Source organism: Sedimenticola selenatireducens, from assembly GCF_963675335.2.
Lineage (GTDB): Bacteria > Pseudomonadota > Gammaproteobacteria > Chromatiales > Chromatiaceae > Sedimenticola > Sedimenticola selenatireducens.
Window position 1 is genome coordinate 188,533 of sequence record NZ_CAXXYC010000003.1, and the last position, 22,787, is coordinate 211,319.

The 22,787-nt window shown below is 57.4% G+C and carries 19 protein-coding genes; 15 read left to right on the top strand and 4 right to left on the bottom strand.

Features of this window, described 5'->3' with window-relative positions:
• The first annotated feature begins 26 nt into the window (after positions 1-26).
• Positions 27-1,946, top strand: a complete 1,920-nt coding sequence (locus tag ACHZBF_RS04535) for a SurA N-terminal domain-containing protein (RefSeq protein WP_321527761.1) — start codon at positions 27-29, stop codon at positions 1,944-1,946.
• A gap of 82 nt (positions 1,947-2,028) precedes the next feature.
• Here the strand turns inward: ACHZBF_RS04535 and ACHZBF_RS04540 are convergent, their stop codons facing one another.
• Entirely contained in the window at positions 2,029-2,805 is a 777-nt protein-coding gene (locus ACHZBF_RS04540; RefSeq protein WP_029135123.1) for an enoyl-ACP reductase FabI, read from the bottom strand.
• Positions 2,806-3,118: 313 nt separating this feature from the next.
• Between ACHZBF_RS04540 and ACHZBF_RS04545 the strand changes: the two genes are divergently transcribed.
• Genes ACHZBF_RS04545 through ACHZBF_RS04560 form a run of 4 tightly spaced genes read left to right on the top strand, consistent with a single transcriptional unit; the run spans position 3,119 to position 9,676 of the window.
• Positions 3,119-5,236 (top strand): ABC transporter substrate-binding protein, encoded by a 2,118-nt coding sequence (locus ACHZBF_RS04545; RefSeq protein WP_321527762.1) that lies wholly within the window; start codon positions 3,119-3,121, stop codon positions 5,234-5,236.
• The gene (locus tag ACHZBF_RS04550) at positions 5,233-6,210 is read left to right on the top strand and encodes an ABC transporter permease (RefSeq protein ID WP_288104054.1); all 978 of its coding nucleotides are present in this window, start codon (positions 5,233-5,235) and stop codon (positions 6,208-6,210) included. Before ACHZBF_RS04545 ends, ACHZBF_RS04550 begins: the two co-directional genes overlap by 4 nt.
• Positions 6,211-6,223: 13 nt before the next feature.
• Positions 6,224-7,639 (top strand): ABC transporter permease, encoded by a 1,416-nt coding sequence (locus tag ACHZBF_RS04555; protein WP_029135126.1) that lies wholly within the window; start codon positions 6,224-6,226, stop codon positions 7,637-7,639.
• A gap of 27 nt (positions 7,640-7,666) precedes the next feature.
• Complete coding sequence (locus tag ACHZBF_RS04560; RefSeq protein WP_321527763.1) at positions 7,667-9,676, top strand: ABC transporter ATP-binding protein; 2,010 nt, start codon at positions 7,667-7,669, stop codon at positions 9,674-9,676.
• Between the two features lie 149 nt (positions 9,677-9,825).
• On the opposite strand, the gene ACHZBF_RS04565 is transcribed toward ACHZBF_RS04560, so the two are convergent.
• Positions 9,826-11,481: a lytic transglycosylase gene (locus ACHZBF_RS04565; protein ID WP_321527764.1), complete on the bottom strand. Its 1,656-nt coding sequence runs from the start codon at positions 11,479-11,481 to the stop codon at positions 9,826-9,828.
• A 263-nt stretch (positions 11,482-11,744) separates the two neighbouring features.
• Here ACHZBF_RS04565 and ACHZBF_RS04570 point away from each other — a divergent pair, with 263 nt between their 5' ends.
• From ACHZBF_RS04570 to dnaQ, 3 genes are read left to right on the top strand one after another with little or no spacing between them, the layout of a single operon-like run.
• Positions 11,745-12,533 (top strand): class I SAM-dependent methyltransferase, encoded by a 789-nt coding sequence (locus ACHZBF_RS04570; protein WP_084610317.1) that lies wholly within the window; start codon positions 11,745-11,747, stop codon positions 12,531-12,533.
• Positions 12,534-12,974 (top strand): ribonuclease HI, encoded by a 441-nt coding sequence (rnhA, locus tag ACHZBF_RS04575; RefSeq protein WP_321527765.1) that lies wholly within the window; start codon positions 12,534-12,536, stop codon positions 12,972-12,974.
• On the top strand, positions 12,971-13,726 hold the full coding sequence (dnaQ, locus tag ACHZBF_RS04580; protein ID WP_321527766.1) for a DNA polymerase III subunit epsilon: 756 nt from the start codon (positions 12,971-12,973) through the stop codon (positions 13,724-13,726). The genes rnhA and dnaQ overlap by 4 nt, the downstream gene beginning before the upstream one ends.
• On the opposite strand, the gene fnr is transcribed toward dnaQ, so the two are convergent.
• Complete coding sequence (fnr, locus tag ACHZBF_RS04585; protein ID WP_029135129.1) at positions 13,719-14,477, bottom strand: fumarate/nitrate reduction transcriptional regulator Fnr; 759 nt, start codon at positions 14,475-14,477, stop codon at positions 13,719-13,721. The genes dnaQ and fnr overlap by 8 nt on opposite strands.
• A 363-nt stretch (positions 14,478-14,840) precedes the next feature.
• Between fnr and ACHZBF_RS04590 the strand changes: the two genes are divergently transcribed.
• The 5 genes from ACHZBF_RS04590 (at position 14,841) to ispD (ending at position 19,816) form a co-directional block, all read left to right on the top strand.
• Positions 14,841-16,490: a CTP synthase gene (locus tag ACHZBF_RS04590; protein ID WP_029135130.1), complete on the top strand. Its 1,650-nt coding sequence runs from the start codon at positions 14,841-14,843 to the stop codon at positions 16,488-16,490.
• Positions 16,487-17,320, top strand: coding sequence for a 3-deoxy-8-phosphooctulonate synthase (kdsA, locus tag ACHZBF_RS04595; RefSeq protein ID WP_029135131.1), 834 nt, complete (start codon positions 16,487-16,489; stop codon positions 17,318-17,320). The genes ACHZBF_RS04590 and kdsA overlap by 4 nt, the downstream gene beginning before the upstream one ends.
• A 70-nt stretch (positions 17,321-17,390) precedes the next feature.
• A complete protein-coding gene (gene eno, locus ACHZBF_RS04600) occupies positions 17,391-18,668 on the top strand; it encodes a phosphopyruvate hydratase (protein ID WP_029135132.1) in 1,278 nt (425 codons plus the stop codon).
• Between the two features lie 147 nt (positions 18,669-18,815).
• Positions 18,816-19,109: a cell division protein FtsB gene (gene ftsB / locus ACHZBF_RS04605; protein ID WP_321527767.1), complete on the top strand. Its 294-nt coding sequence runs from the start codon at positions 18,816-18,818 to the stop codon at positions 19,107-19,109.
• Entirely contained in the window at positions 19,106-19,816 is a 711-nt protein-coding gene (ispD, locus tag ACHZBF_RS04610; RefSeq protein ID WP_321527768.1) for a 2-C-methyl-D-erythritol 4-phosphate cytidylyltransferase, read from the top strand. The genes ftsB and ispD overlap by 4 nt, the downstream gene beginning before the upstream one ends.
• Positions 19,817-19,834: 18 nt before the next feature.
• Here ispD and ACHZBF_RS04615 read toward each other — a convergent pair whose 3' ends face one another.
• Positions 19,835-20,179: a TusE/DsrC/DsvC family sulfur relay protein gene (locus ACHZBF_RS04615; protein WP_051302771.1), complete on the bottom strand. Its 345-nt coding sequence runs from the start codon at positions 20,177-20,179 to the stop codon at positions 19,835-19,837.
• Between the two features lie 153 nt (positions 20,180-20,332).
• Here ACHZBF_RS04615 and ispF point away from each other — a divergent pair, with 153 nt between their 5' ends.
• Positions 20,333-20,821 carry a 2-C-methyl-D-erythritol 2,4-cyclodiphosphate synthase gene (gene ispF / locus ACHZBF_RS04620; RefSeq protein WP_029135135.1) on the top strand — a complete coding sequence of 163 codons (489 nt, stop codon included), beginning with the start codon at positions 20,333-20,335 and terminating at the stop codon, positions 20,819-20,821.
• Positions 20,822-20,892: 71 nt separating this feature from the next.
• The gene (locus ACHZBF_RS04625) at positions 20,893-22,776 is read left to right on the top strand and encodes an ATP-binding protein (protein ID WP_321527769.1); all 1,884 of its coding nucleotides are present in this window, start codon (positions 20,893-20,895) and stop codon (positions 22,774-22,776) included.
• The last annotated feature ends 11 nt before the right edge of the window (positions 22,777-22,787 follow it).

Below are 22,787 nucleotides of genomic sequence, written 5' to 3' on the forward strand. Positions count from 1 at the left end.
TCCAGATTTCGGATTTCAGGTACGTCATGCTTCAGTCCATCAGGGAACGCGCCCAGGGAGTGGTCGCCTGGTTCATAGTTATTCTCATCAGTGTGCCTTTTGCACTCTTCGGTATTAACTCCTATCTTGGCGGTGGCTCCGAGTCTGTTGCGGCCACGGTCAATGGCCAGGATATCACCCAGCGTGAATTTGAAAGCGGCTATCGGGATTTCCGCGAAAACCTGCGTCAACGGTTGGGTGACAACTACCGTCCGGAGATGATTGACGAGGCACAACTGCGGCAGGAAGTGCTTCAGCTGATGATTCGCAATAACCTGCTGATGCAAAAATCGGAGGAGCTGGGTTTGCGGGTCGGTGATGACCTGGTGAAACAGGTGATTGCCTCACTTTCGGGTTTTCAGGTTGATGGTCGATTCAGTCAGGATGCCTATGAACGAGGGGTCCGCCTGCAGGGATTGACGCCCGCCGGCTTTGAGCAGCAGATTCGTCGTGGTCTGGTGAGTGAGCAGCTCTCCAAGGCAGTTACCGCTTCCGAGTTTACCACTCGCTCGGAACTGCTGAATCTGGCCCAGCTGAGACTGCAGCGCCGTGATTTTGAGTATCTCATTCTTCCGGCGGCGAATTTCCTCAGTGGTATAGAGGTCGATGACGAAGCTGTGGAAGCCTACTATGCCGCGCATCAAAATGATTACATGGCGCCAGAGCGGGTTAAGATCAGATATCTTGATCTGGATATCGCCAGTATTGCCAAGAGCCTGACGGCGGACGATGAGGCGCTGCAGGCTTACTACAACCAGCATCAGTCCCTCTACAAGACCGCCGAGCAGCGTCGCGCAAGTCATATTCTGATAGCCGTCGATGAGGGGAGTGATGATGCGGCTGTTGTGCAGGCCAGGAGTGTGGCGCAGGCGGCACTGGACCGGGTGCGCGGGGGAGAAGATTTTGCCGCTGTCGCCAAGGCGGTTTCCCAGGATCCCGGTTCCGCCGAAGAGGGCGGCGATCTGGGATTTTTTGAGACCGGAGTTATGGAGCCGGCATTTGATGAGGCCGTATTCAATCTGCAGCCGGGTGAGATTAGTGATCTGGTGCGTACGCCCTTTGGTTTTCATGTCATCAAATTGACCGAGATTCGTGAATCGACCGGCAAGTCTTTTGACGAGGCGCGGGATGAAGTGGAACAGGCCTATCTGAAAGCCGAGGCTGAACGTCTGTTCTACGAGTATGCCGAGCGGCTGGGTAACATCGCTTACGAAGAATCACACAGTCTGCAGCCCGCAGCGGATGCCCTGGGTATAGAACCCAAAGAGAGTGACTGGATCACGCGTGATGGTGGTGAAGGCATGCTTGGGGCGCCCAAAGTGATCGCTGCTGCGTTCAGCGAGGATGTGTTGATATCGGGAAACAACAGCGAGGCGATCGAGCTTAATCCGGAGCATGTCATGGTGCTGCGAGTTGTGGATCATGAAGAGGCTGCTGTCAAATCGCTGGATCAGGTGAAGCAGGCCATACGCGATAAACTGCGGGTGGAGAAGGCTGTCGAGCAGGCTGCCCGTGAGGGTGCTGAATTGGTGAGTGGACTCACGAAGGGTGAGACGCTGGCAGCTATTGCCGAAGAGAAGGGTGTCACGATTAAGCCGCGCAAGGTGATCAGTCGTGATGAACGGGATGTCCCGGCAGATCTGGTCAAGCATCTCTTCCTGATGCCCCGCCCGGAAGGGGACATGCCGGTTTATGGCCAGTTGGCGATGGCAAGCGGTGATCTGGCACTGATCGCGTTGCATGCAGTGACCGACGGCACGTTGGCGGACGCCAACGAGTTGGGTGGTGAGGCCGTCCTGAATAACGCCTTGACGCAGTCACGCGGCAAGAGCTATTTCCAGCATCTGCAGGGTAATCTGCGCGCAGAGGCTGATGTGATCATCACCAACAAGTCATCAGATAACTGAGCGCAATGCATTAAGCCGCCACCCCACAGTCGTGGGGTGGCGGCTTTTTTTGGTCTGTCCCGGAGGTGTCGGGGTTGTCCTGTCAAGCCATGCCAACGATATGGTAACCGGAATCCACATAGAGAATGTCGCCGGTAATTCCTGATGCCAGATCGGAACAGAGGAAGGCGGCGGCGTTGCCCACTTCTTCAATGGTGACATTGCGACGCAGCGGGTTCTTCTTTTCCGCTTCCGCGAGCATGCCTTTGAAACCGCTGATGCCGGATGCGGCCAGGGTCCGGATCGGTCCGGCCGAAATGGCGTTGACCCGGGTCCCTTCCGGTCCCAGGGAATCGGCCATATATTTAACGCTGGCCTCCAGGCTGGCCTTGGCGATACCCATAACGTTGTAATTGGGAATGGTGCGGACCGCCCCCAGGTAACTCATGGTGATCAGTGCGCCGTTACGTCCCTGCATCATCGACCGGCCTGCTTTGGCCAATGCGGCAAAACTGTAGGCGCTTATATCGTGAGCGATGCTGAATCCTTCCCGGGTGACCGCATCGATATAGCTCCCTTCAAGCTGGTCGCGGGGGGCAAATCCGACAGAATGAACAATGCCGTCCAGGCCGTCCCAATGTTTGGCCAGTTCGGTAAACACAGCCTCGATCTGTTCGTCAGAGGTGACATCCATTGGCAGGACAATGTCTGAATCCAGCTCCGCCGCCATCTTTTGCACCCGCTCCAACAGCTTGTCGCCCTGAGCGGTAAAGGCCAGCTGCGCCCCTTCGCGATGCATGGCCTTGGCGGTGCCCCAGGCGATGGAACGGTTGCTGGCCACGCCGACGATGAGGATGCGTTTGTCTTGTAGGAAACCCATGTAAAATCCTTGAAGCTTCGTATGAAAGAGAGTTTGAGTGCACCGGACGTGGTGGAGGCCGGGCAGTCCTAAGGTACCGGAAAAGCTTCGGTCCGAAAAGAACCCGACGGTTTTTTGTTGGTCTGTTCTAATATATGCTGCTGTTCTGGCGGCAGGTTTTGTGCGGCACATACTGGTTAATACACTGCAGATGTCGCTCCATCGCCCATTGAGTGATCAACAATAAAAAATGAGACGCCTGAGGAAACAAGTGGCAAGACGGATTCACGGATGCACGGTCGGGAGTGGATGGCCGGCGGCTGGATTGATTGCCATGCTGCTGATACTGCTCAATGGCTGTGGAGAGCGCGCCTGGAATGCCCCCTATCCCGCCAGCGAGGCAAAGTCCAATACCCTCTACAGCTCGTTTTCCGAGCGACCCAAGCATCTCGATCCTGCCCGTTCCTATGCGGCCAATGAATATGCCTTTATCGCGCAGATCTATGAGCCCCCGCTGCAGTACCACTTTTTGAAACGGCCCTACCAACTGGTCCCGTTGGCCGCTGAACAGGTGCCGGAGCCGCTGTTTCTAGACCAGGCGGGAAATCCGCTGCCGGATGATGCCCCGGTCGCTGACGTCGCCTTCAGCGACTATGAGATACATATCAAACCGGGCATGCGGTATCAGCCCCATCCTGCGTTGGCAAAGGATGATGCGGGGGTCTATCGTTATCATCAGCTCACTGAAGAGGCCGTGGAACGGTTCAACACCCTGGCGGATTTCCCCCACACTGGTACACGCGAGGCAACCGCTGAAGATTTTATTTACCAGATCAAGCGTCTGGCCAACCCCCGGCTCCACTCACCGATCGCCAGCATCATGGCGGAGTACATTGTCGGGTTTTCGGAATTTGCCAGTGAGTTGACAGCTGCCGGCGACAATGGCGGTTTTATTGACCTCAGGCAATACCGAATGGCGGGCGTCACCCAACTCGACCGCTACCGTTTCAAGGTGCGGCTGCGGGGCAAATATCCCCAGTTTGTCTATTGGCTGGCCATGACTTTTTTCGCTCCCATGCCCTGGGAGGCGGACCTGTTTTACAGCCAGCCGGGGCTGGATAAACGCAACATCAGCCTGAACTGGTATCCCATCGGCACCGGCCCGTTCATGCTCGCGGAGAACAATCCCAATTTGCGCATGGTACTGGCGCGCAATCCCCACTTTCATGGCGAGGCCTATCCGTTGCAGGGTGAACCGGAGGATGGTGAAAACGGCATGCTGGACGATGCGGGCAAAGCACTGCCGCTGATCGACAAGGCGGTCTACAGTCTGGAGCAGGAGGTGATACCCCGCTGGAACAAGTTCCTGCAGGGTTACTACGATACCTCCGGTGTCAGTTCGGACAGCTTTGACCAGGCGGTCAAGTTCGGTTCCGGCGGTGAGGCCAATCTGACCGAGGAGATGCTGGAGCGGAATATCAAACTGGCCACCGCCGTGGAGACCTCGATCTTCTATCTGGGTTTCAACATGGCTGACCCGGTCATCGGTGGCGATTCCGAGGAGAATCGCTACCTGCGCCAGGCTATCTCCATCGCGGTCAATTTTGAGGAGTACATCTCCATCTTTCTGAATGGTCGCGGGGTGGTGGCCCACGGTCCCCTGCCGCTGGGTATCTTCGGCAGTCGAGAGGGACCAGAGGGGATCAATCCGGTGGTGTTCGATATCGAAAACGGTAAACCCAGGCGCAAGTCCCTGCAGGAGGCGCGCGCATTGATGGCCAAGGCGGGTTATCCCAACGGCAAGAGCATCCGCACCGGAAGGCCGCTGGTGCTGAATTACGAGTCGGCCTCAGCGGGGCCGGATAGCAAGGCGCAACTCAACTGGATGCGCAAGCAGCTCAAACAGCTGGGGATTCAGCTGGTGATCCGGGCCACTGACTACAACCGGTTTCAGGAGAAGCTGCGCAAGGGCACGGGGCAGCTGTTCATGTTCGGCTGGAATGCCGATTACCCGGATCCGGAAAACTTCCTGTTTCTGCTCTATGGGCCCAACGGCAAGGTGGAGCATGCCGGCGAGAATGCGGTCAATTATGACAATCCGGAATTCAATGCACTGTTCGACCAGATGAAAAACATGGAGAACAGTCCCGAGCGCCAGGAGATTATCGATCGCATGGTGGATATCCTGCGCCACGATGCCCCCTGGATCTGGGGATTTTATCCCAAGGCGTTCTCGCTCTATCACGACTGGTACGGGAACGTGAAACCCAATCTGATGGCCAACAATACCCTCAAGTACAAACGCATCGACCCCGCGACGCGCAATGCGCGTCAGCAGGCCTGGAATCCCCCTGTGGTCTGGCCGCTGGTGTTGCTGGTACTCCTGCTACTGGCCAGCACCGTGCCGGCGATGCTGGTGTATCGCCGCCATGAACGGAGTGCCGCCCGATGATCGCCTATATCGTGCGGCGGATTCTCTACGCCATCCCGATTCTGATCGGGGTGAATATCCTCACTTTCGTGCTGTTTTTCGTGGTCAATTCACCGGATGACATGGCGCGCATGAACCTGGGTATGAAACGGGTGACCCCGGAGGCGATAGAGAACTGGAAGGCCGAGCGCGGCTATGACAAGCCACTGCTGTTTAATTCGGCCAGTCAGGGTGTGGGGCAGGTGACCGATACCATCTTCTTCCAAAAATCCCTGAAGCTGTTTCAGTTCGATTTTGGTACCTCCGACAGTGACCGGGATATCGGCTATGACATCTCCCAGCGGATGTGGCCAAGCCTGGCCATTGCGGTGCCGGTGCTGCTGATCGGGCTGCTGGTGAATATCACCTATGCGCTGTTGATTGCGTTTTTTCGTGCCACCTATATCGATATCTGGAGTGTGGTGCTCTGTGTGGTGATGATGTCGATTTCGGGGCTTTTTTATATTATCGGTGGTCAGTATCTGGTGAGTAAGCTGCTGCATCTGGTGCCTATTTCCGGGTATGACACCGGCTTCGCGGCCGTCAAATTTCTGATCCTGCCGGTGCTGATCGGCGTGGTGGGGGGCATCGGCTCAGGGACGCGCTGGTACCGCACGCTGTTTCTCGAAGAGATCAACCGGGACTATGTCCGAACGGCCCGTGCCAAGGGGCTTTCCGAGGGCATAGTGCTGTTCCGGCATGTGCTGAAAAACGCCATGATACCGATCCTCACCGGAGTGGTGGTGGTGTTGCCCCTGCTGTTCATGGGTAGCCTGATCACCGAGTCGTTCTTCGGTATTCCCGGCCTGGGCAGCTACACCATCGACGCCATCAATCGGCAGGATTTCGCCATTGTGCGCGCCATGGTGTTCCTGGGATCGGTGCTCTATATCATCGGGCTGCTATTGACCGATATCTCCTATACGTTAGTGGACCCGAGGGTGCGGCTATCATGATGAGTGGTCTGGCATGATGGGCGGGCTGGTGATCCTGTGGACGGATGCGCTGGTGTTCCTGCTGCTGTTCTTTTCGGTCGCGTTTGCTGTCTATGCCGCCCGGAGGGAGCACCTGCGCGGGCCCTGGCGACAGGTGGTGCGCAGCCGGGTGGGTGTCAGTACTCTGGTGATCCTGAGTTTTTATGTGGTAATCGGGTTGCTGGACTCGATACACTTCGAACCGCAATTTTCACCCGACCAGCAGACCGGCGCCCAGGTGCAGTCCAGCGAAGTGTACAGCCTGTTCGATCGTCTGGTACAGCCACTCCGGGTGCGCCAGGAGAAGACCTACTCTGCGCCGCTGGCTACCCATCTTTATGCCAAGGAGAATATCGAGCAGCCTGACGGTACGGTGATTCGGGACTTCCCACGGCTGCAATATGGCGGCGCCCATCTGGCGGACCCTGAACGCGACTGGGCGCAGGACATCATGCGCCTGAGCCTGATCGGGTTGATCAAGGGATTGGTTGTCACTCTTGTCATGGCCAATATCCTGTTTGCACTGTTGGCGGCCAGGCGCAGCGGCGGGTTCGCGGGGGCCGCCAAAGAGGTGCTGAGCGGAAAAAGCGATATCCCCTGGCGGAGCGTCCTGATCACCCTGGGACTGCTGCTGATGGTACTGTTCTGGGCGGTGGAGTTGTCGGGCCGCTATCACTTGCTGGGCACCGACAAGGTGGGGGAGGATGTCTTTTATCAGGCGTTGAAGAGCATCCGTACCGGCCTGCTGATCGGGACCCTGACCACCCTGGTGATGCTGCCGGCCGCCATTCTGCTGGGCATCATGGCCGGCTATTTCCGTGGCTGGGTGGATGACCTGATCCAGTACACCTACACCACGCTCAACTCGATTCCCGGAGTGTTGCTGATCGCGGCGGCGATCCTCATGCTGCAGATCTACATGAGCAACCATGCCGACGAATTCAACAGCCTGGTGGAGCGGGCCGATCTGCGGCTGCTGTTCCTCTGCATCATCCTCGGCGTCACCAGCTGGACTGGGCTGTGTCGTCTGTTGCGGGGTGAGGCGATGAAACTGCGTGAAGTTGATTATGTGCAGGCGGCGGTCGCCTTTGGGGTGGGACATTTCCAGATCATCCTGCGCCATATCCTGCCCAATGTGCTGCATATTGTGATGATCACCGTGGTGCTGGATTTTTCCGGTCTGGTGCTGGCCGAGGCGGTGCTCTCCTATGTCAATATCGGTGTTGATCCCACCATGAACAGCTGGGGCAATATGATCAACAGTGCCCGGCTGGAGATGGCCCGGGAACCGGTGGTCTGGTGGTCACTAATGGCCGCGATGATCTTTATGTTTACACTGGTGCTGTCGGCCAACCTGTTCTCCGATGTGGTGCGCGATGCATTCGACCCGCGTCTGCGCAGTTCACGCTGATCAGCCAACCATGGAAGCCGTAGCCGCATGAGCGATACTCTGCTGCAAGTTGAAAATCTGCAAACCTGGCTGGGCGATGGGGAACGCCCGGTACGCGCCGTGGATGGTGTCGACCTGGAGATCAGAAAAGGCGAAACCTTTGCCCTGCTGGGCGAGTCGGGCTGTGGCAAGTCGATGACGGCCCTGTCGATCATGCGTCTGCTGCCACCGGCGGGGCGCATCATCGGTGGGAATGTCACTCTGGGCAGAACCGCCCTCCTGGAGCTGCCGGAGTACGCCATGCGCGAAGAGCGCGGTGGTCGCATGGCGATGATTTTTCAGGAACCGATGACCTCCCTCAACCCAGTGTTGACCATTGGCCGGCAGATCGGCGAGGCGGTGAAGATCCGCGATGGGGCGGATAGCCGGGCGGTGGCGCAGCGGGTGGTGGAGCTGCTCCGATCGGTCGGTATCCCCGATCCCGAGCGACGGATCAACGAGTATCCGCATCAGCTCTCGGGGGGCATGAAGCAGCGGGTGATGATTGCCATGGCGCTGGCTGGCCGGCCCGAGTTGCTGATTGCCGATGAACCGACCACTGCGCTGGATGTGACCATTCAGGCCCAGGTGCTGGCACTGCTTAAGGAGTTGCAGCAGCAGACCGGTATGGCCATCCTGCTGATCACCCACGATCTTGGGGTGGTGGCCGAGGTGGCGGACCGGGTAGCGGTGATGTACGCCGGCCAGATTATCGAAGTGGCGACCCGTGAGCGTTTTTTTGGTCATGCCCAGCACCCCTACAGCCAGAAACTGTTCCAGTCGCTGCCGAATGCCGAAAAACGCAGCAAGCAGCTTGCCGTGATCAGGGGCAGTGTGCCGCCGTTGAATCAGGTGTTTACCGCCTGTCGATTTATCGACCGCTGTGACCGGGCCTTCGAAGATTGTGAAACCGCCCCAGGTTGGACCGTACTGGAACCCGGCCAGGGCGCACGCTGTTATCTTGCCGGCCATCAAGATGGCGTGACCATCGTTGAAGTGGCGGAAGCGGACCATACGCCGGTCAATGCCGCGACAAGCCTCGAGCCACTGCTGGTGGTTGACCGGCTCAAGGTTCACTTTCCCATTCATAAGGGAGTGTTCAAGCGTACCGTGGGTCAGGTCAGGGCGGTGGATGGTGTTTCGCTCTCCATCGCGCCCGGAAAGACGCTGGCCCTGGTTGGCGAGTCGGGCTGCGGCAAGACCACGGTAGGTAAGGGAATACTGCAGCTGGTGCGGCCTACCGCGGGTACGGTCGGTTTTGCCGGTGATGAACTGACCCGGCTGAAAGGCAGCGCCCTGCGCGCTCGCCGCTCGGAATTGCAAATTATCTTTCAGGACCCGGTCGCCTCGATGAATCCCCGCATGCTGGTGGGCGATATTATCGAAGAGGGGATGAAGGCGCAGCGCATTGGCCGTTCGGCGGAGCAGCGCCGTTCACGGGTGATGGAACTGCTGGAGCAGGTAGGGCTTCCCGCCGATGCCGCCGGCCGTTATCCGCATGAGTTCTCCGGTGGGCAGCGTCAGCGTATCTGTATCGCCCGCGCCCTGGCGGTGGATCCGAAGCTGATTATCTGTGATGAGCCGACCAGCGCCCTGGACGTCTCGGTGCAGGCACAGATCCTCAATCTGCTGAAGCGGCTGCAGAACAGTCGCGGCCTCGCCTTCCTGTTTATAACCCACAATCTCTCGGTGGTCTCTTATCTGGCAGATGAGGTGGCGGTGATGTATCTGGGCAGGATCGTCGAGCGGGGTGAGGTGGGGCAACTGTTGGCTGCACCGAAACATCCTTATACCCAGGCGCTGCTCTCCGCCGTACCGGTGGCCGATCCCGACTTGAAGCGCGAAGTGATCCGGCTGGAAGGGGATATGCCGTCACCGGCCAATCCACCAGTCGGCTGCCACTTTCACCCCCGCTGCCCGGTGGCGATGCCCCAGTGTCGGGAGCGCTACCCGGATCTGATCAGGCTGAATGACGGCCGTCAGGTGAGCTGTTTCAAGGTTGAGCAGGAACAGTCGTAAGAGCAGGAACCTGTCCCGGCTGGGCTGGAGGGTACCCGCAGTGATTCAGGAGAGCCGGTTCATTGCGTCGCAACCGCCAACAACACCAAGAGCACAAAGACTCCTCGCCAGTATTTGTAGCAAGACCAGAGCTTAGGGCAGGGAGACTCCTACAGGGTCTGTTCAGCCACATCTACGAACAGCTGCAGTCGCTGTCCGGGCTGTAGATAGCGGCCCTCCAGCGTGTTCCATTTTCTCAGGTCGGAAATCGTGACATTGAAACGTTGCGCAATCAGCGCCAGGGAGTCGCCCTTGCGCACCCGGTAGCGCAGGCTGCTGCGGGTGTCGACCGGCGGTGAAAGCAGCGGGGTGGCGTGCGCCAACTTGTCTTGACTCTTGCCGCCCTGTTGCCAGATGACCAGCTGCTGTCCCAGGCGCAGCGTGTCCCTGGGGGACATGCCGTTCCAGCGGGCCAGGGCCCGGTGGCTGACCTTGTAGCGTTGTGCAATGTCCCAAAGTGTATCCCCCGCAACGACCTTGTGGGTCAGGCGCTTGCCCTTGCGCTGTCTGTTTTTGGTTTTTGCCAGACGGGCGTCGGCGGTATGGGTGTACTGATCGAGGCTTTTGACCGAGACCGGGATCAGCAGATGCTTGCCGGCACGGATGTTGTTGCCCTTCAGCTTGTTCACTTGTTGCAGCAATGCCACGGTGGTTTTGTGCTTTCTGGCAATGCCGCCAAGATTGTCGCCGGGGCGGATCTTATAGCGGCTCCAGCGCAGCCGTTTCTGTGGATCGAGGGCATCGAGCGCCTCGCTGAAGCGCTCGGCCTGTTCAACCGGAATGCTCAGCCGGTGTGGTCCATCCGGCGCCGTTGCCCAGCGATTGAAGCCGGGGTTTAGCCGATAGAGATCTTCAATGGAGATGCCCGCCATATCAGCCGCCAGGGCGAGATCGAGCTGGGAGCCGATATCAATGCTGTCGAAGTAGGGCTGGTTGGGAATATCGGCCAGAGTGATGCCGTACTGCTGCGGATCCCCCATCACCTTGGCCACGGCCAGCAGTTTCGGCACGTAGCGCATGGTTTCATCAGGCAGTTCGAGTGACCAGAAATCGGTGGGTTTGCCTTTTCGCTGGTTGCGCTTGATGGCCCGTTGCACCGTGCCGGCACCGGCATTGTAACCGGCCAGTGCCAACTGCCAGTCGCCGTCAAATTGGCTCGCCAGTTGGCTTAGATAGTCAAAAGCCGCCCGGGTGGCGGCCACCACATCCCGGCGACCGTCGTACCACCAGTTCTGTTCCAGCCCGAAATGTTTGCCGGTGGAGGGGATGAACTGCCACAGTCCGGCGGCGCGTCCTGGGGAGTAGGCAAAGGGCCGGAAACCGCTCTCGACAATCGGCAACAGGGCCAGCTCGCTGGGGATTCCCCGTTGTTCAGCCTCATCGAGAATAAAATAAAGATAGGGAGCTGCCCTCTCCTGTACCCTGTCCAGGTAATCGTTGTTGGAGGCAAACCAGCGGATCTGGCTGTCAATGCGCGGATGATCCGGAATCTCCAGGCCGAAACCGGCACGCAGCCGGTCCATCAGCCCGGTCTGGGGCACGGGTGCTGACTCGAGCTCAAGCTCGACCTCGACCTCAAGCGGCTTCAGGGCAACGGACTCCAGTTCAGGCTGCCGGGCCGGCGCCGGCGCCAGTTCGGTCATCGTAACAGAGTCTGCGTGAACCGCCGCCTTGATCAATTCCGGCTCGGCTCCGTTATTGGTGGTATTGCATCCGCTCAGCGCCAGGGCGGTGAGGATGGTCAGGGTCAGATATCTTATCGGCATGAAACAATCCACGGCTGTCTGGCGTTAGCGTAAACTAGCCGGGATCATACGCAAATCACCTGTTTTTTTCCAGGAAACAGGTCATGTTACGGGGATGAATAGTCGCAGGCGATCTTTCCATGATGGGGATTGTCTGTCTAGACGGTGGACCGCCATGCCAGTGGTGGCAATAGCATCCACATGGGGCAAGCCAGATCGATGGCGGGAATCTCCGGCCGGAATGGGTTAAAGTTTGAATCCTTGCACAATAACCGCACTTGCTGATGAAGAGACTATTTAACCGGATCACCACTCCTCCTTCGACGGAGGCCCTGCGGGCCTGGTTCAGTACCACACCAGGGCGGGAGTTGCTCGCCATGGAGCAAGCGAGTCTGGAGTGCCTACTGGCTGAATGTTTCGGTTATTATCTGCTGCAGGTGGGCTGTCTGGGATTGCAGTTGGACCCACTCAGGATGAGCCGGATCAAGTCCCAGGTCGTGCTGGTGCCGAAAGGGGAGGACGCTTTCGGCAATCAATGCGTGGTTGGGGATCCGCAGCATCTGCCGGTTGCCTCGGACAGTATCGATACCGTCCTGCTGCCCCACACGCTGGATTTTTCCAGAAATCCCCATCAGTTGCTGCGCGAGGTGGAGCGGGTGTTGATTCCCGAAGGGCATGTGATCATTGTCGGTTTTAACCCCTGGAGTCTATGGGGGATCTGGCGGCTGCTGCGTATGCGCGGCAAGCAGGTCCCCTGGTGTGGGCATTTTATCTCTGCCTGGCGGGTTCATGACTGGCTCTCTCTGCTCGGATTTGAAATCAAGGCGGAACAGGGGGTGATGTTTCGTCCGCCATTGCGCCACGAGCGGATGATGCAGCGGCTGGGTTTTTTAGAACGCATCGGCGGGCGTTTCTGGTCACCGATGTCGGGTGCCTATGTGATACTTGCGGTCAAGCGGGTCTCCCGGCTGACCCCGATCAAGCCGGCCTGGAAGCTGCGTCCCCGACGCATCAGGGGTAGCATGGCCGAGCCCACGGCGAATAACATCAGACACACCAGGAGTAGTGAATAAGTGGTTGAGCGGGTGGAAATATTTACCGATGGTGCCTGTAAAGGGAATCCCGGTCCGGGCGGCTGGGGTGCCGTGATGCGCTATAAGGGCAAGGAGCGGCAGCTCTATGGCGGAGAGCAGCAAACCACCAATAACCGGATGGAACTGATGGCCGTGATCAGTGCCCTGGAGGCACTGACTCGCCCAACCAGTGTGCGGGTGACGACTGATTCAAAATATGTGCAGAACGGCATAACCGACTGGATCGGCAACTGGAAACGGAACGGCTGGAAAACCGCCGCCAAAAAACCGGTCAAGAACAGCGACCTCTGGCTACGACTGGATCAGTTGGTGGCGACCCATGATGTGCACTGGTCCTGGGTCAAGGGGCATAGCGGTCACCCGGAAAATGAACTGGCGGACCGGCTGGCCAACAAGGGTGTGGAGGAGTTGGGGTTATGAGTACACGGCAGATTGTACTGGATACGGAAACCACCGGTCTGGAACCGAGCCAGGGGCATCGGATTATCGAGATTGGTTGCGTGGAAATGGTGGACCGGCGCTTGACCGGGAACAACTTCCACCAGTACCTGCAGCCCGACCGGGAGATCGATCAGGCGGCGATCGAGGTGCATGGAATCACCAATGAGTTTCTCGCGGACAAGCCCCGGTTTGCAGATCTGGTGGATGATTTTGTCACCTATGTTCATGGGGCGGAACTGATTATTCACAATGCGCCGTTCGATATGGGGTTTCTCAATCACGAGCTGAGACTGTTACCGGGCGAGCATCCGTCACTGGATACCATCTGCAGTGTGGTGGATACCCTGGTCATGGCGAAAAAGATGCACCCTGGGCAGCGCAACAGCCTGGATGCCTTGTGCAAACGCTACGACATCAACAACAGCCACCGGGAACTGCACGGTGCACTGCTTGATGCGGAGATTCTGGCCGACGTTTATCTGATGATGACCGGAGGGCAGGGGGCACTGTCACTGGATGCGGGTAGTGGTGAAAATGAGTCCAGTAGTGAGCGGATTCAGCGTCTGGACCCGGCACGACCCCGGTTGAAAGTGGTCCAGGCCAGCGTTGACGAGCTGGCCTCGCATGGACAGCGACTGGAGCTGATTGAGAAGAGTGCTGGTGGAGGCTGTCTGTGGCGGCGCCTGGAACATGCAGAAATGGCTGGTACCGCAAGGGACGAGGTCAAGTGACCTGCTGCTCACGTACGCCGGCCTGGTCGCCGCGTTGAATCTGTTTCAGCCGCTCAATATCGACCAGTTGAACATGTTTTCGCTCCACTTTCAGCAGGCCATCGTCCTGGAAGCGGGTAAACAGGCGGCTGACGGTCTCTACCGCAAGGCCGAGGTAGTTGCCGATTTCATGGCGGGACATGCTGAGGTAGAAGTCAGAGGGAGAAAAACCGCGCCGCTGGAAACGTCCGGACAGACTCAATAGGAAGGAAGCCAGTCGCTCTTCGGCATTGCGCTTGCCCAGTAGGGTCAGCATATCCTCATCATGGCCAATCTCCCGACTCAGCAGCCGGTACATCTGGTGCTGCAGACTGGGTATGGTGCTGCTCAGCTCTTCGAGTAGGGTGAAGGGGATTTCGCAAACTGCGGTGGTCTCCAGGATTTTGGCTGAGCAGTGGTGAATGCCAGTCTCAATTGCATCCAGACCGATCATTTCACCCGGTAAGTGGAAGCCCAGAACCTGCTCGCTGCCGTCTTCACCCGGATCAAAAGTCTTGACCGTTCCGGTTTTGACCACATAGATGCATTGAAATTTATCGCCCTGGCGAAACAGGTGATCGCCACGGTGCAGCGGTCTGTTGCGCTTGACTATGGCGTCAAGCAGATCCACATCTTCCGGGGTGAGGCCCATCGGGAGGCACAGGGAAGTAAGACTACAGTTCCTGCAGGCAACCTTGATGTTGTCAAAAGAGATAACCTTGTGTTCGCTCACGGCGCAACCTTACTTCTCCATAGGAGCTGACATTTTGCAGATTGCTTTGCTCTGGATCAAGTTACTTTTCATCTTGTCTCAATCCGCTGTCTCGGATCGGGCGTGAGGAGCGGGTGATTTCTACCCGATATCCAGCGGTTTCGGCGAACCGAATCAGTGGCTTGAATGGATGTCATGCTGTCGGGGGTTATTGCCGCAAACGGTGTGTGCCTCGTTTTGGTGCGCAGATACCGTGATCTCCTTGCGAGCCGGTTCTCAGGGAGAATTATTTACCGGCCTTTTGATTGAGGCTGCAGCCGCTTTCGCGTACTATTAAACCCCGTCCTGAATGATTTTTTTCCTCCACCACAAGACATAGAGTCTATGACCAAATTCGTATTTATCACGGGCGGTGTAGTTTCCTCGCTGGGCAAGGGTATTGCCTCAGCTTCGTTGGCCGCACTGCTGGAGGCGCGCGGCCTTAAAGTCACAATGATCAAGCTGGATCCCTATATCAACGTGGATCCGGGCACCATGAGTCCCTTCCAGCACGGGGAGGTGTTTGTTACCGAGGATGGCGCCGAAACCGACCTTGATCTCGGCCATTATGAACGTTTTATTCGTGCCACCATGGGCCGCAACAACAATTTCACTACCGGCCAGATTTACGAAAGCGTTATCCGCAAGGAGCGCCGTGGCGATTACCTGGGCGGCACCGTGCAGGTCATTCCTCACATCACCAACGAAATGAAGGACAGTATCCGGCTGGGTGCGGGCGACGCCGATATCGCCCTGGTGGAGATCGGCGGTACCGTGGGTGATATAGAATCCCTGCCATTTCTTGAGTCGATTCGCCAGATGGGTGTCGAACTCGGCAAGCAGAATGCCCTGTTTCTGCACCTGACCCTGGTTCCCTATATCCACACATCCGGCGAGATCAAGACCAAACCGACCCAGCACTCGGTCAAGGAGCTGCGCTCCATCGGTATCCAGCCGGATCTGTTGCTGTGTCGCTGCGAGAGTGCGCTTCCGGACGCCGAACGCAAGAAGATCGCCCTGTTTACCAATGTTCCGGAAGAGGCGGTCATCACCGGAGTCGATGCGGATAATATCTATCGGATTCCGCTGTTGCTGCATGAGCAGAAGATGGATGAGATCGTGGTGCGACAGTTCGGACTTAATGTTCCGGCGGCAGATCTGTCCGAGTGGCGGGCGGTCATTGATGGCCTGGAGAATACCGACGGCAGCGTTACGGTAGCGATGGTTGGCAAGTACATGAACCTGACCGAGGCCTATAAGTCCCTTTCCGAGGCCTTGATTCATGCCGGTATTCATACCCACACCAAGATCAATATCAAATATATCGACTCCGAACAGGTGGAAAAAGAGGGTACTGACTGCCTCAAGGGAGTTGACGCAATTCTGGTTCCGGGTGGGTTCGGAGAGCGGGGTGTCGAGGGTAAGATTGCCACTGTGCGTTATGCCCGGGAGCAGCGTATTCCCTATCTGGGCATCTGCCTCGGCATGCAGGTGGCGGTGATCGAGTACGCACGTCACGTGGCCGGCATGGCGGATGCACACAGTACAGAGTTCAATCGGGAAACCCCCTATCCGGTCATCGCACTGATCACCGAGTGGCTCAATGCGGACGGCGAGCTGGAGGTGAGAAACGAGAACTCGGACCTCGGTGGCACCATGCGGCTGGGTGGGCAAGAGTGCCGGCTGGTTGAGGATGGTCTGACGCGTAAGCTGTATGCCAGCGATACCATCATCGAACGTCACCGCCACCGTTATGAATTTAATAATCAGTATCTGCAGGCACTGGAAAAGGCGGGTCTGAAAATCGCCGGGCGCTCAATGGATGGCCGGTTGGTCGAGATTGTCGAGATCAAAGAGCATCCCTGGTTTGTCGCCTGCCAGTTCCATCCGGAGTTTACCTCCACTCCAAGGGACGGGCATCCGTTGTTCACCGGTTTTATACAGGCGGCACGGAAGCATAAATATGAGATGAGCAGGGAGAGTGTACAGGCATGAAATTAGGTGAATTCGAGGCAGGCCTTGAACATCCGCTGTTTCTGATTGCGGGCCCCTGTGTGGTGGAGAGTGAGCAACTGGCGCTGGATACCGCCGGCGCACTGAAGGCTTTGACCGACAGGCTGGGCATCCCGTTTATCTACAAATCCTCCTTTGACAAGGCCAATCGCTCATCCGGGCAGAGCTATCGTGGTCCCGGGATTGAAGCGGGACTGAAGATTCTGGAAAAAGTGAAACGCGATATTGGCGTCTCCTTGCTGACCGATGTACACGAAGATACCCCGCTGAGCGAGGTGGCTTCGGTGGTGGATGTGTTGCAGACCCCCGCCTTCCTCTGCCGCCAGACCAATTTCATCAAGGCGGTCGCCAGCCAGGGCCTCCCGGTGAATCTGAAAAAGGGGCAGTTTCTCGCCCCCTGGGATATGAAACATGTAGTGGAGAAGGCGCGCAGCACCGGTAACCAGCAGATCATGGTGTGCGAACGCGGTGCCTCCTTCGGCTACAACAACCTGGTCTCCGATATGCGTTCGCTGGCGGTGATGCGGGAGTGTCAGGCCCCGGTGGTGTATGACGCCACTCATTCGGTGCAGTTGCCGGGTGGACAGGGTAACGCTTCGGGCGGACAGCGTGAGTTCGTACCGGTACTGGCGCGTGCCGCCGTGGCGGCAGGCATCTCCGGACTGTTCATGGAGACCCATCCGAATCCGGAGCAGGCCCTGAGTGATGGTCCCAACTCCTGGCCGCTGGACCGGATGGAAGCGCTGCTGGAAACCTTGATGGAGCTGGATCAGGCGGTCAAGCGACGCGGTTTTATCGAAGACACGCTATAGCTGTCCGTCCTCCCTCCGGCTCCAAGAAAAAACTTGAATATTATCTACATCCAATAAAACTGGAGTGAGCATGTCTGAGATTGTTGATGTTCGAGGTCGGGAAATCCTCGACTCCCGTGGCAACCCCACCGTAGAGGCGGATATCATCACCGCTGATGGCGCGATTGGCCGGGCAGTGGCGCCTTCTGGCGCATCCACCGGATCACGCGAGGCATTGGAGCTGCGTGACGGTGACAAACAGCGCTATCTGGGCAAGGGCGTGTTGAAGGCTGTTGCCAACATCACCGGCGAGTTGAAGCAGGCGTTATTGGGTTTTGATGTGCAGGACCAGGCTGGTCTGGACCGGAAGATCATCCAGCTGGACGGCACCGAGAACAAGGATCGACTGGGCGCAAACGCCCTGTTGGCCGTCTCCCTGGCGGCGGCCCATGCGGCTGCCCAGGAGAAGGCGCTGCCACTCTATCGATCCCTTTCTGATGGCCCATTCCGCATGCCGGTGCCGATGATGAACATCATCAATGGCGGTTCCCATGCCGATAACAGCGTGGATATCCAGGAGTTCATGATCCTGCCGGTGGGCGCCGGCTCGATCCGCGAAGCGGTCCGCTACGGTGCCGAGGTGTTCCACGCCTTGAAAGCGGTGTTGAAATCCCGTGGCCTAAACACCGCCGTGGGTGACGAGGGCGGCTTTGCCCCGGATCTGCCCTCCAATGTGGCAGCCATCGAAGTGATTCTGGAGGCGATCGAGAAGAGCGGTTTCAAGGTCGGAAGCGACATCTACCTGGGTCTGGACGTGGCCAGCTCTGAGTTCTACAAGGACGGGGTATATGACCTGGCCTCTGAAGGGCGCCAGTTCAACGCGGCCGAGTTTGTCGATTATCTCGCGGGTATCGTGGATCAATACCCCATTATTTCCGTCGAAGACGGCATGGATGAGAGCGATTGGGATGGCTGGAAGTTGCTGACCGAGAAACTGGGCAGCCGGGTACAACTGGTGGGTGACGATCTGTTCGTTACCAACACCAGGATCCTGTCCCGGGGTATTGAACAGGGTATCGCCAATTCCATTCTGATCAAGTTCAATCAGATCGGCACCCTGACCGAGACACTGGAAGCGATCAGGATGGCCAAGGATGCCGGGTATACCGCAGTGGTCTCACACCGTTCCGGTGAAACTGAGGACACCACCATTGCCGATCTGGTGGTCGCGGCAGATACCGGACAGATCAAGACCGGCTCCCTGAGCCGCACCGACCGGGTGGCGAAATACAACCAGTTGATGCGCATAGAAGACCAGTTGGGCAGTGATGCGGTCTATGCAGGTAGAGGGGCGTTTAACTGCCTCTGAACAGTGAGTCTTGCAGGGGGATGCGCCAACCTGCCGGCTTATCCACCCTGTGGCCCCTTGCAATGACAGTCCTGTAGGGTGGCGCCTTTTGTGTCCACCGAGGCTTCCGGATGACGAGATTGATTCGTCGGTGAGTCGTTACGCCAGATGATGCTACGTATTCTTATGCTGCTTCTGTTTGCCATGCTGGTGGTACTTCAGTATCGCCTCTGGGTGGGCGAGGGAAGTCTGGCCGAACTGCATTTGCTGAAACAGGATATTGCGCAGCAGAAGGACGAGTTGCAGCAGATGCGTCGCCGCAATCAGGCACTCCAGGCCGAGGTGAAAGATCTGAAGAAAGGGTTGGAGGCGATCGAGGAGCGCGCCCGCAATGATCTCGGCATGATTCGAGAGGGTGAAACCTTCTACCAGATCATCGAACCCCGGAAGAGCAAACAGTGACCAGGCCGGCAATACGCTACTGGGCGGTAGTTCCAGCGGCTGGCGTCGGGCGACGCATGGGCGGGGCGGTGCCGAAACAGTACCTGACCCTGCAGGGCTGTCCGGTGATTGACCATAGCCTGCGGACCCTGGTGGAGCATCCGGAAATCATCCGGGTGATTGTTGTTCTTTCGGCATCTGACTCCTGGTGGGAAAAGAGCGCTTATGCCGATCATCCCCGGGTGCAGCGGGTTGAGGGCGGCAGGGAGCGTGCCGATTCCGTGTTGAATGGCCTGTTGGCGCTGCAAGGTGAGGCTGACGCCAATGACTGGATACTGGTGCATGATGCGGCAAGACCTTGCCTGCAGCGCACCGATCTGGACAAGCTGATGCACAGCCTCCGGGATCATCCGGTGGGCGGCGTGTTGGCTATCCCGCTCAGTGATACGATCAAACGAACGGACAACGCGGGGGCAGTGCTGGAAACCGTTTCCCGGGACTGTCTCTGGCGTGCCTTTACGCCCCAGATGTTTCGTTGGGCAGACCTGCGCAGGGCATTGGAACGGGCCCGGACCGACAATCAGCTGGTTACCGATGAGGCAAGTGCCATGGAACTGGCAGGGGAGACTCCGCAGCTGATCGAAGGGCGCAGTGACAATATCAAGATCACCCGCCCGGAGGACCTGGTTCTGGCCGGCTTCTATCTTGAGCAGAACCGCAGCAATTGAACCGCCCGGACCGGTTGCTTAATGGACGCTACCGAATGAGAGATCTACGGCATATTGTGGCAATGGTATGCCGGAAATCTTGCATGCCTGCACCACCGGCCCTCTGGGAAAAAGCGTGTAGAGATAGCGTTTACCGCCTTCACTGCGAAATTCCTGGCTCAGGGTCTTGAGCAACAGCCGTGCGCTGCAGCCGGTACCATGGGCATCACAGTGTTTTCTCAGAAAGTGGATAACCTGCCAGTGCCTATCGGTCAGTTCGATATGTTCTTCAGCCGCCAGCAGCTTTGCCAGCGCCTCGTCCCATTGGTAAAAACTGTCCGGCAGTTGGCGCTGTTCGATTGACAAGGGATCTGTTTTTGGCATCTTTCTCTCCTCCCTTTATGATGAATAATCTCAACGGCCACACTGTTCTTATTCTGCTATAAAGAGTAGCTCATGGCAGTCTGCTCTGCTCATCACCAGAGCGTGGTTGGCCAGTGTATATCAGTATTATTTATCAGTCAGCGAGGTGACATTATGCGGATTGGCCAGGGTTACGATGCCCATCGGTTTACGCCGGGGAGACCCTTGATCCTGGGTGGGGTGGAGATTGATTATCCGCTCGGTATGGAGGCACATTCGGATGGCGATGTGCTGATCCATGCGCTCTGTGATGCGTTGCTTGGTGCCGCGGGGTTGCGGGATATCGGGTATCATTTTCCAGATAGCAGCGCTGAATATAAGAACATTGACAGTCGCCATCTGCTGACCCGGGTGATGGGGCTGCTGGACAAGGAGGGATGGATGCTGGGCAATGCCGATATAACGGTCGTTGCACAGGCGCCGAAGCTAAGTCCACACATAGAGTCGATGCGAGAGCACATGAGCGAAGATTTGCGCACCCCCTTGAAAAATATCAATATCAAGGCGACCACCACCGAAGGAATGGGGTTTGCCGGGCGCGGTGAGGGGATCGCCTGTTATGCCGTGGTTCTGCTTCAGACTGTAACGGATCAGCCGTTGTAATAGCCAATGTCGGGCCACGGGCGGAGCCCGGGGCGATCAATATCCATGAATGCAAGATATGCGGAGAGGTGGTGGGGATAAAACGCAGACACAGCCTGACCTATAAGCAGACATTGGTTACGGTAATGACGGTATTCGTCATCGGTCTGGCGATTTCGTTTTATCAGATAGCGGTTGACCTGAAGCAGGAGAGACTTCGCGTCGATCAGATGGTTAATCAGGTGTTGCATGTGCTGAAGTCCCCGGCTGCCCAGGCCGCCTTCAATCTGGACAACAGTTTGGCCCAACAGGTTGTTAATGGCTTGTTTGCCTACCCTCCGGTGTTGCAAGTGGAGATCAGGGATGACGTTGGTGGGCTGCTGGCCATGGCCCAACGGTCGCGCGTGGATTCCTCCATGCGCTGGCTGGCGGATATACTGGTGGGCAACACCAAGGTCTACCAGCTTCCCCTGGAATGGTCCGAACGTGTAAAACCTGTCGGCGTCGTGACGGTTTCAGTCGATCCCTATCTGGTGACGCTGGGTTTTTTTGATCGCGCCAGGTTGGTCCTGCTGTTCAGTATTGTCCAGATTCTGGTACTGGCTCTGCTACTGAGCATAATCTTCTACGTGACGCTCACAAAACCCTTAATGAAAACCGCTGCATCTTTTGCTGCAATCAATCCAGCTGATAACACTGGCGCCAGGATCACTATGCCACCGGGCCATCAGGGTGATGAGATCGGCCTGTTGGTGGACAAGGGTAACCGGGTGTTCGAGGAGTACCGCCAGCATATCTGGCAGCAGGAAGAGGCTGAAGCAGAGCTTAACCGGCTGCGCAATCTGTTGAGTAACGTGGTGGACTCCATGCCGTCGGCGCTGATCTGTGTGGATGTGGATTTTCGTGTTATCCAGTGGAATCGACAGGCGGAGCAGGTTACCGGAATCGCCGCAACGCAAGCCGCGGGTCAAAATTTGACCTCGGTTTTCCCCCGGTTGGCACAGGAGATGGGGCATATCCGCGGCGCCATCCACAAGGGGTTGTCATCCCACGATCAACGCCTGAAATTCACTGAGGAAGACGCGGTCCGGCTCTATGATGTCACTATCTATCCACTGACCACCAATGGGATTGATGGTGCGGTGATCCGTGTCGATGATGTCACCGAGCGGGTACGTATTGAAGAGATGATGATTCAGTCGGAGAAAATGCTCTCGGTTGGCGGCCTGGCGGCTGGTATGGCACACGAGATAAACAACCCGCTGGCAGGCATATTGCAAAATATCCAGGTAATGCAAAACCGGATCCAGGGGGATCTGCCCGGCAATATTAAAGCGGCGGAGGCGTGTGGAACCACTATTGAATCCGTCGCCCAATACCTGGCGGAGCGGAAAGTCTACGACATGATCGAACGGATTCGGGAATCCGGCAAGCGGGCCGCCAAAATCGTCGATAACATGCTGAGTTTCAGTCGCAAAAGCAGCCGGCAGATGGAACCTCACGATATGATTGGATTGATGGAGCAGTCACTTGAGCTCGCGACCAATGACTACAGCCTTGAGGGTGGGCTTGATTTTCGACAGATTGAGATTATCCGCGACTACGACAAGGATTTGCCTCCGGTCTGTTGTGAGGCAAGCCAGATACAGCAGGTGCTGTTCAATCTCCTGAAGAATGGCGCCCAGGCGATGGCCGAACACCGTGGGTCGGCAGGTGGTTCACGCTTTATTCTCAGGATACGGGGAGACTCCCGATCGGTGCGGCTGGAGATCGAGGACAATGGAGTGGGTGTTCCGGAAGATCAGGTCAAGCGTATTTTTGAACCCTTTTTTACCACCAAGCCCATCGGAGTTGGTACCGGGCTTGGGTTGTCCGTCTCCTACTTCATTATCAAGGAGAACTATGGCGGGGATCTGTTTGTGGAGCCGGTGCCGAGTGGTGGCGCGTGTTTTATTCTGCAACTCCCTTGCGGTTAAGCTCCCTTGTC

Coding starts and splice junctions, on each gene's coding strand:
- ACHZBF_RS04590 (WP_029135130.1), top strand. CDS start 14,841: ATGACCAAATTCGTATTTATCACGGGCGGTGTAGTTTCCTCGCTGGGC.
- dnaQ (WP_321527766.1), top strand. CDS start 12,971: ATGAGTACACGGCAGATTGTACTGGATACGGAAACCACCGGTCTGGAA.
- kdsA (WP_029135131.1), top strand. CDS start 16,487: ATGAAATTAGGTGAATTCGAGGCAGGCCTTGAACATCCGCTGTTTCTG.
- ACHZBF_RS04550 (WP_288104054.1), top strand. CDS start 5,233: ATGATCGCCTATATCGTGCGGCGGATTCTCTACGCCATCCCGATTCTG.
- ACHZBF_RS04540 (WP_029135123.1), bottom strand. CDS start 2,805: ATGGGTTTCCTACAAGACAAACGCATCCTCATCGTCGGCGTGGCCAGC.
- ftsB (WP_321527767.1), top strand. CDS start 18,816: ATGATGCTACGTATTCTTATGCTGCTTCTGTTTGCCATGCTGGTGGTA.
- ACHZBF_RS04615 (WP_051302771.1), bottom strand. CDS start 20,179: ATGCCAAAAACAGATCCCTTGTCAATCGAACAGCGCCAACTGCCGGAC.
- eno (WP_029135132.1), top strand. CDS start 17,391: ATGTCTGAGATTGTTGATGTTCGAGGTCGGGAAATCCTCGACTCCCGT.
- ispF (WP_029135135.1), top strand. CDS start 20,333: ATGCGGATTGGCCAGGGTTACGATGCCCATCGGTTTACGCCGGGGAGA.
- ACHZBF_RS04535 (WP_321527761.1), top strand. CDS start 27: ATGCTTCAGTCCATCAGGGAACGCGCCCAGGGAGTGGTCGCCTGGTTC.
- ACHZBF_RS04560 (WP_321527763.1), top strand. CDS start 7,667: ATGAGCGATACTCTGCTGCAAGTTGAAAATCTGCAAACCTGGCTGGGC.
- ACHZBF_RS04570 (WP_084610317.1), top strand. CDS start 11,745: ATGAAGAGACTATTTAACCGGATCACCACTCCTCCTTCGACGGAGGCC.
- ACHZBF_RS04545 (WP_321527762.1), top strand. CDS start 3,119: ATGCTGCTGATACTGCTCAATGGCTGTGGAGAGCGCGCCTGGAATGCC.
- ACHZBF_RS04565 (WP_321527764.1), bottom strand. CDS start 11,481: ATGCCGATAAGATATCTGACCCTGACCATCCTCACCGCCCTGGCGCTG.
- ACHZBF_RS04555 (WP_029135126.1), top strand. CDS start 6,224: ATGATGGGCGGGCTGGTGATCCTGTGGACGGATGCGCTGGTGTTCCTG.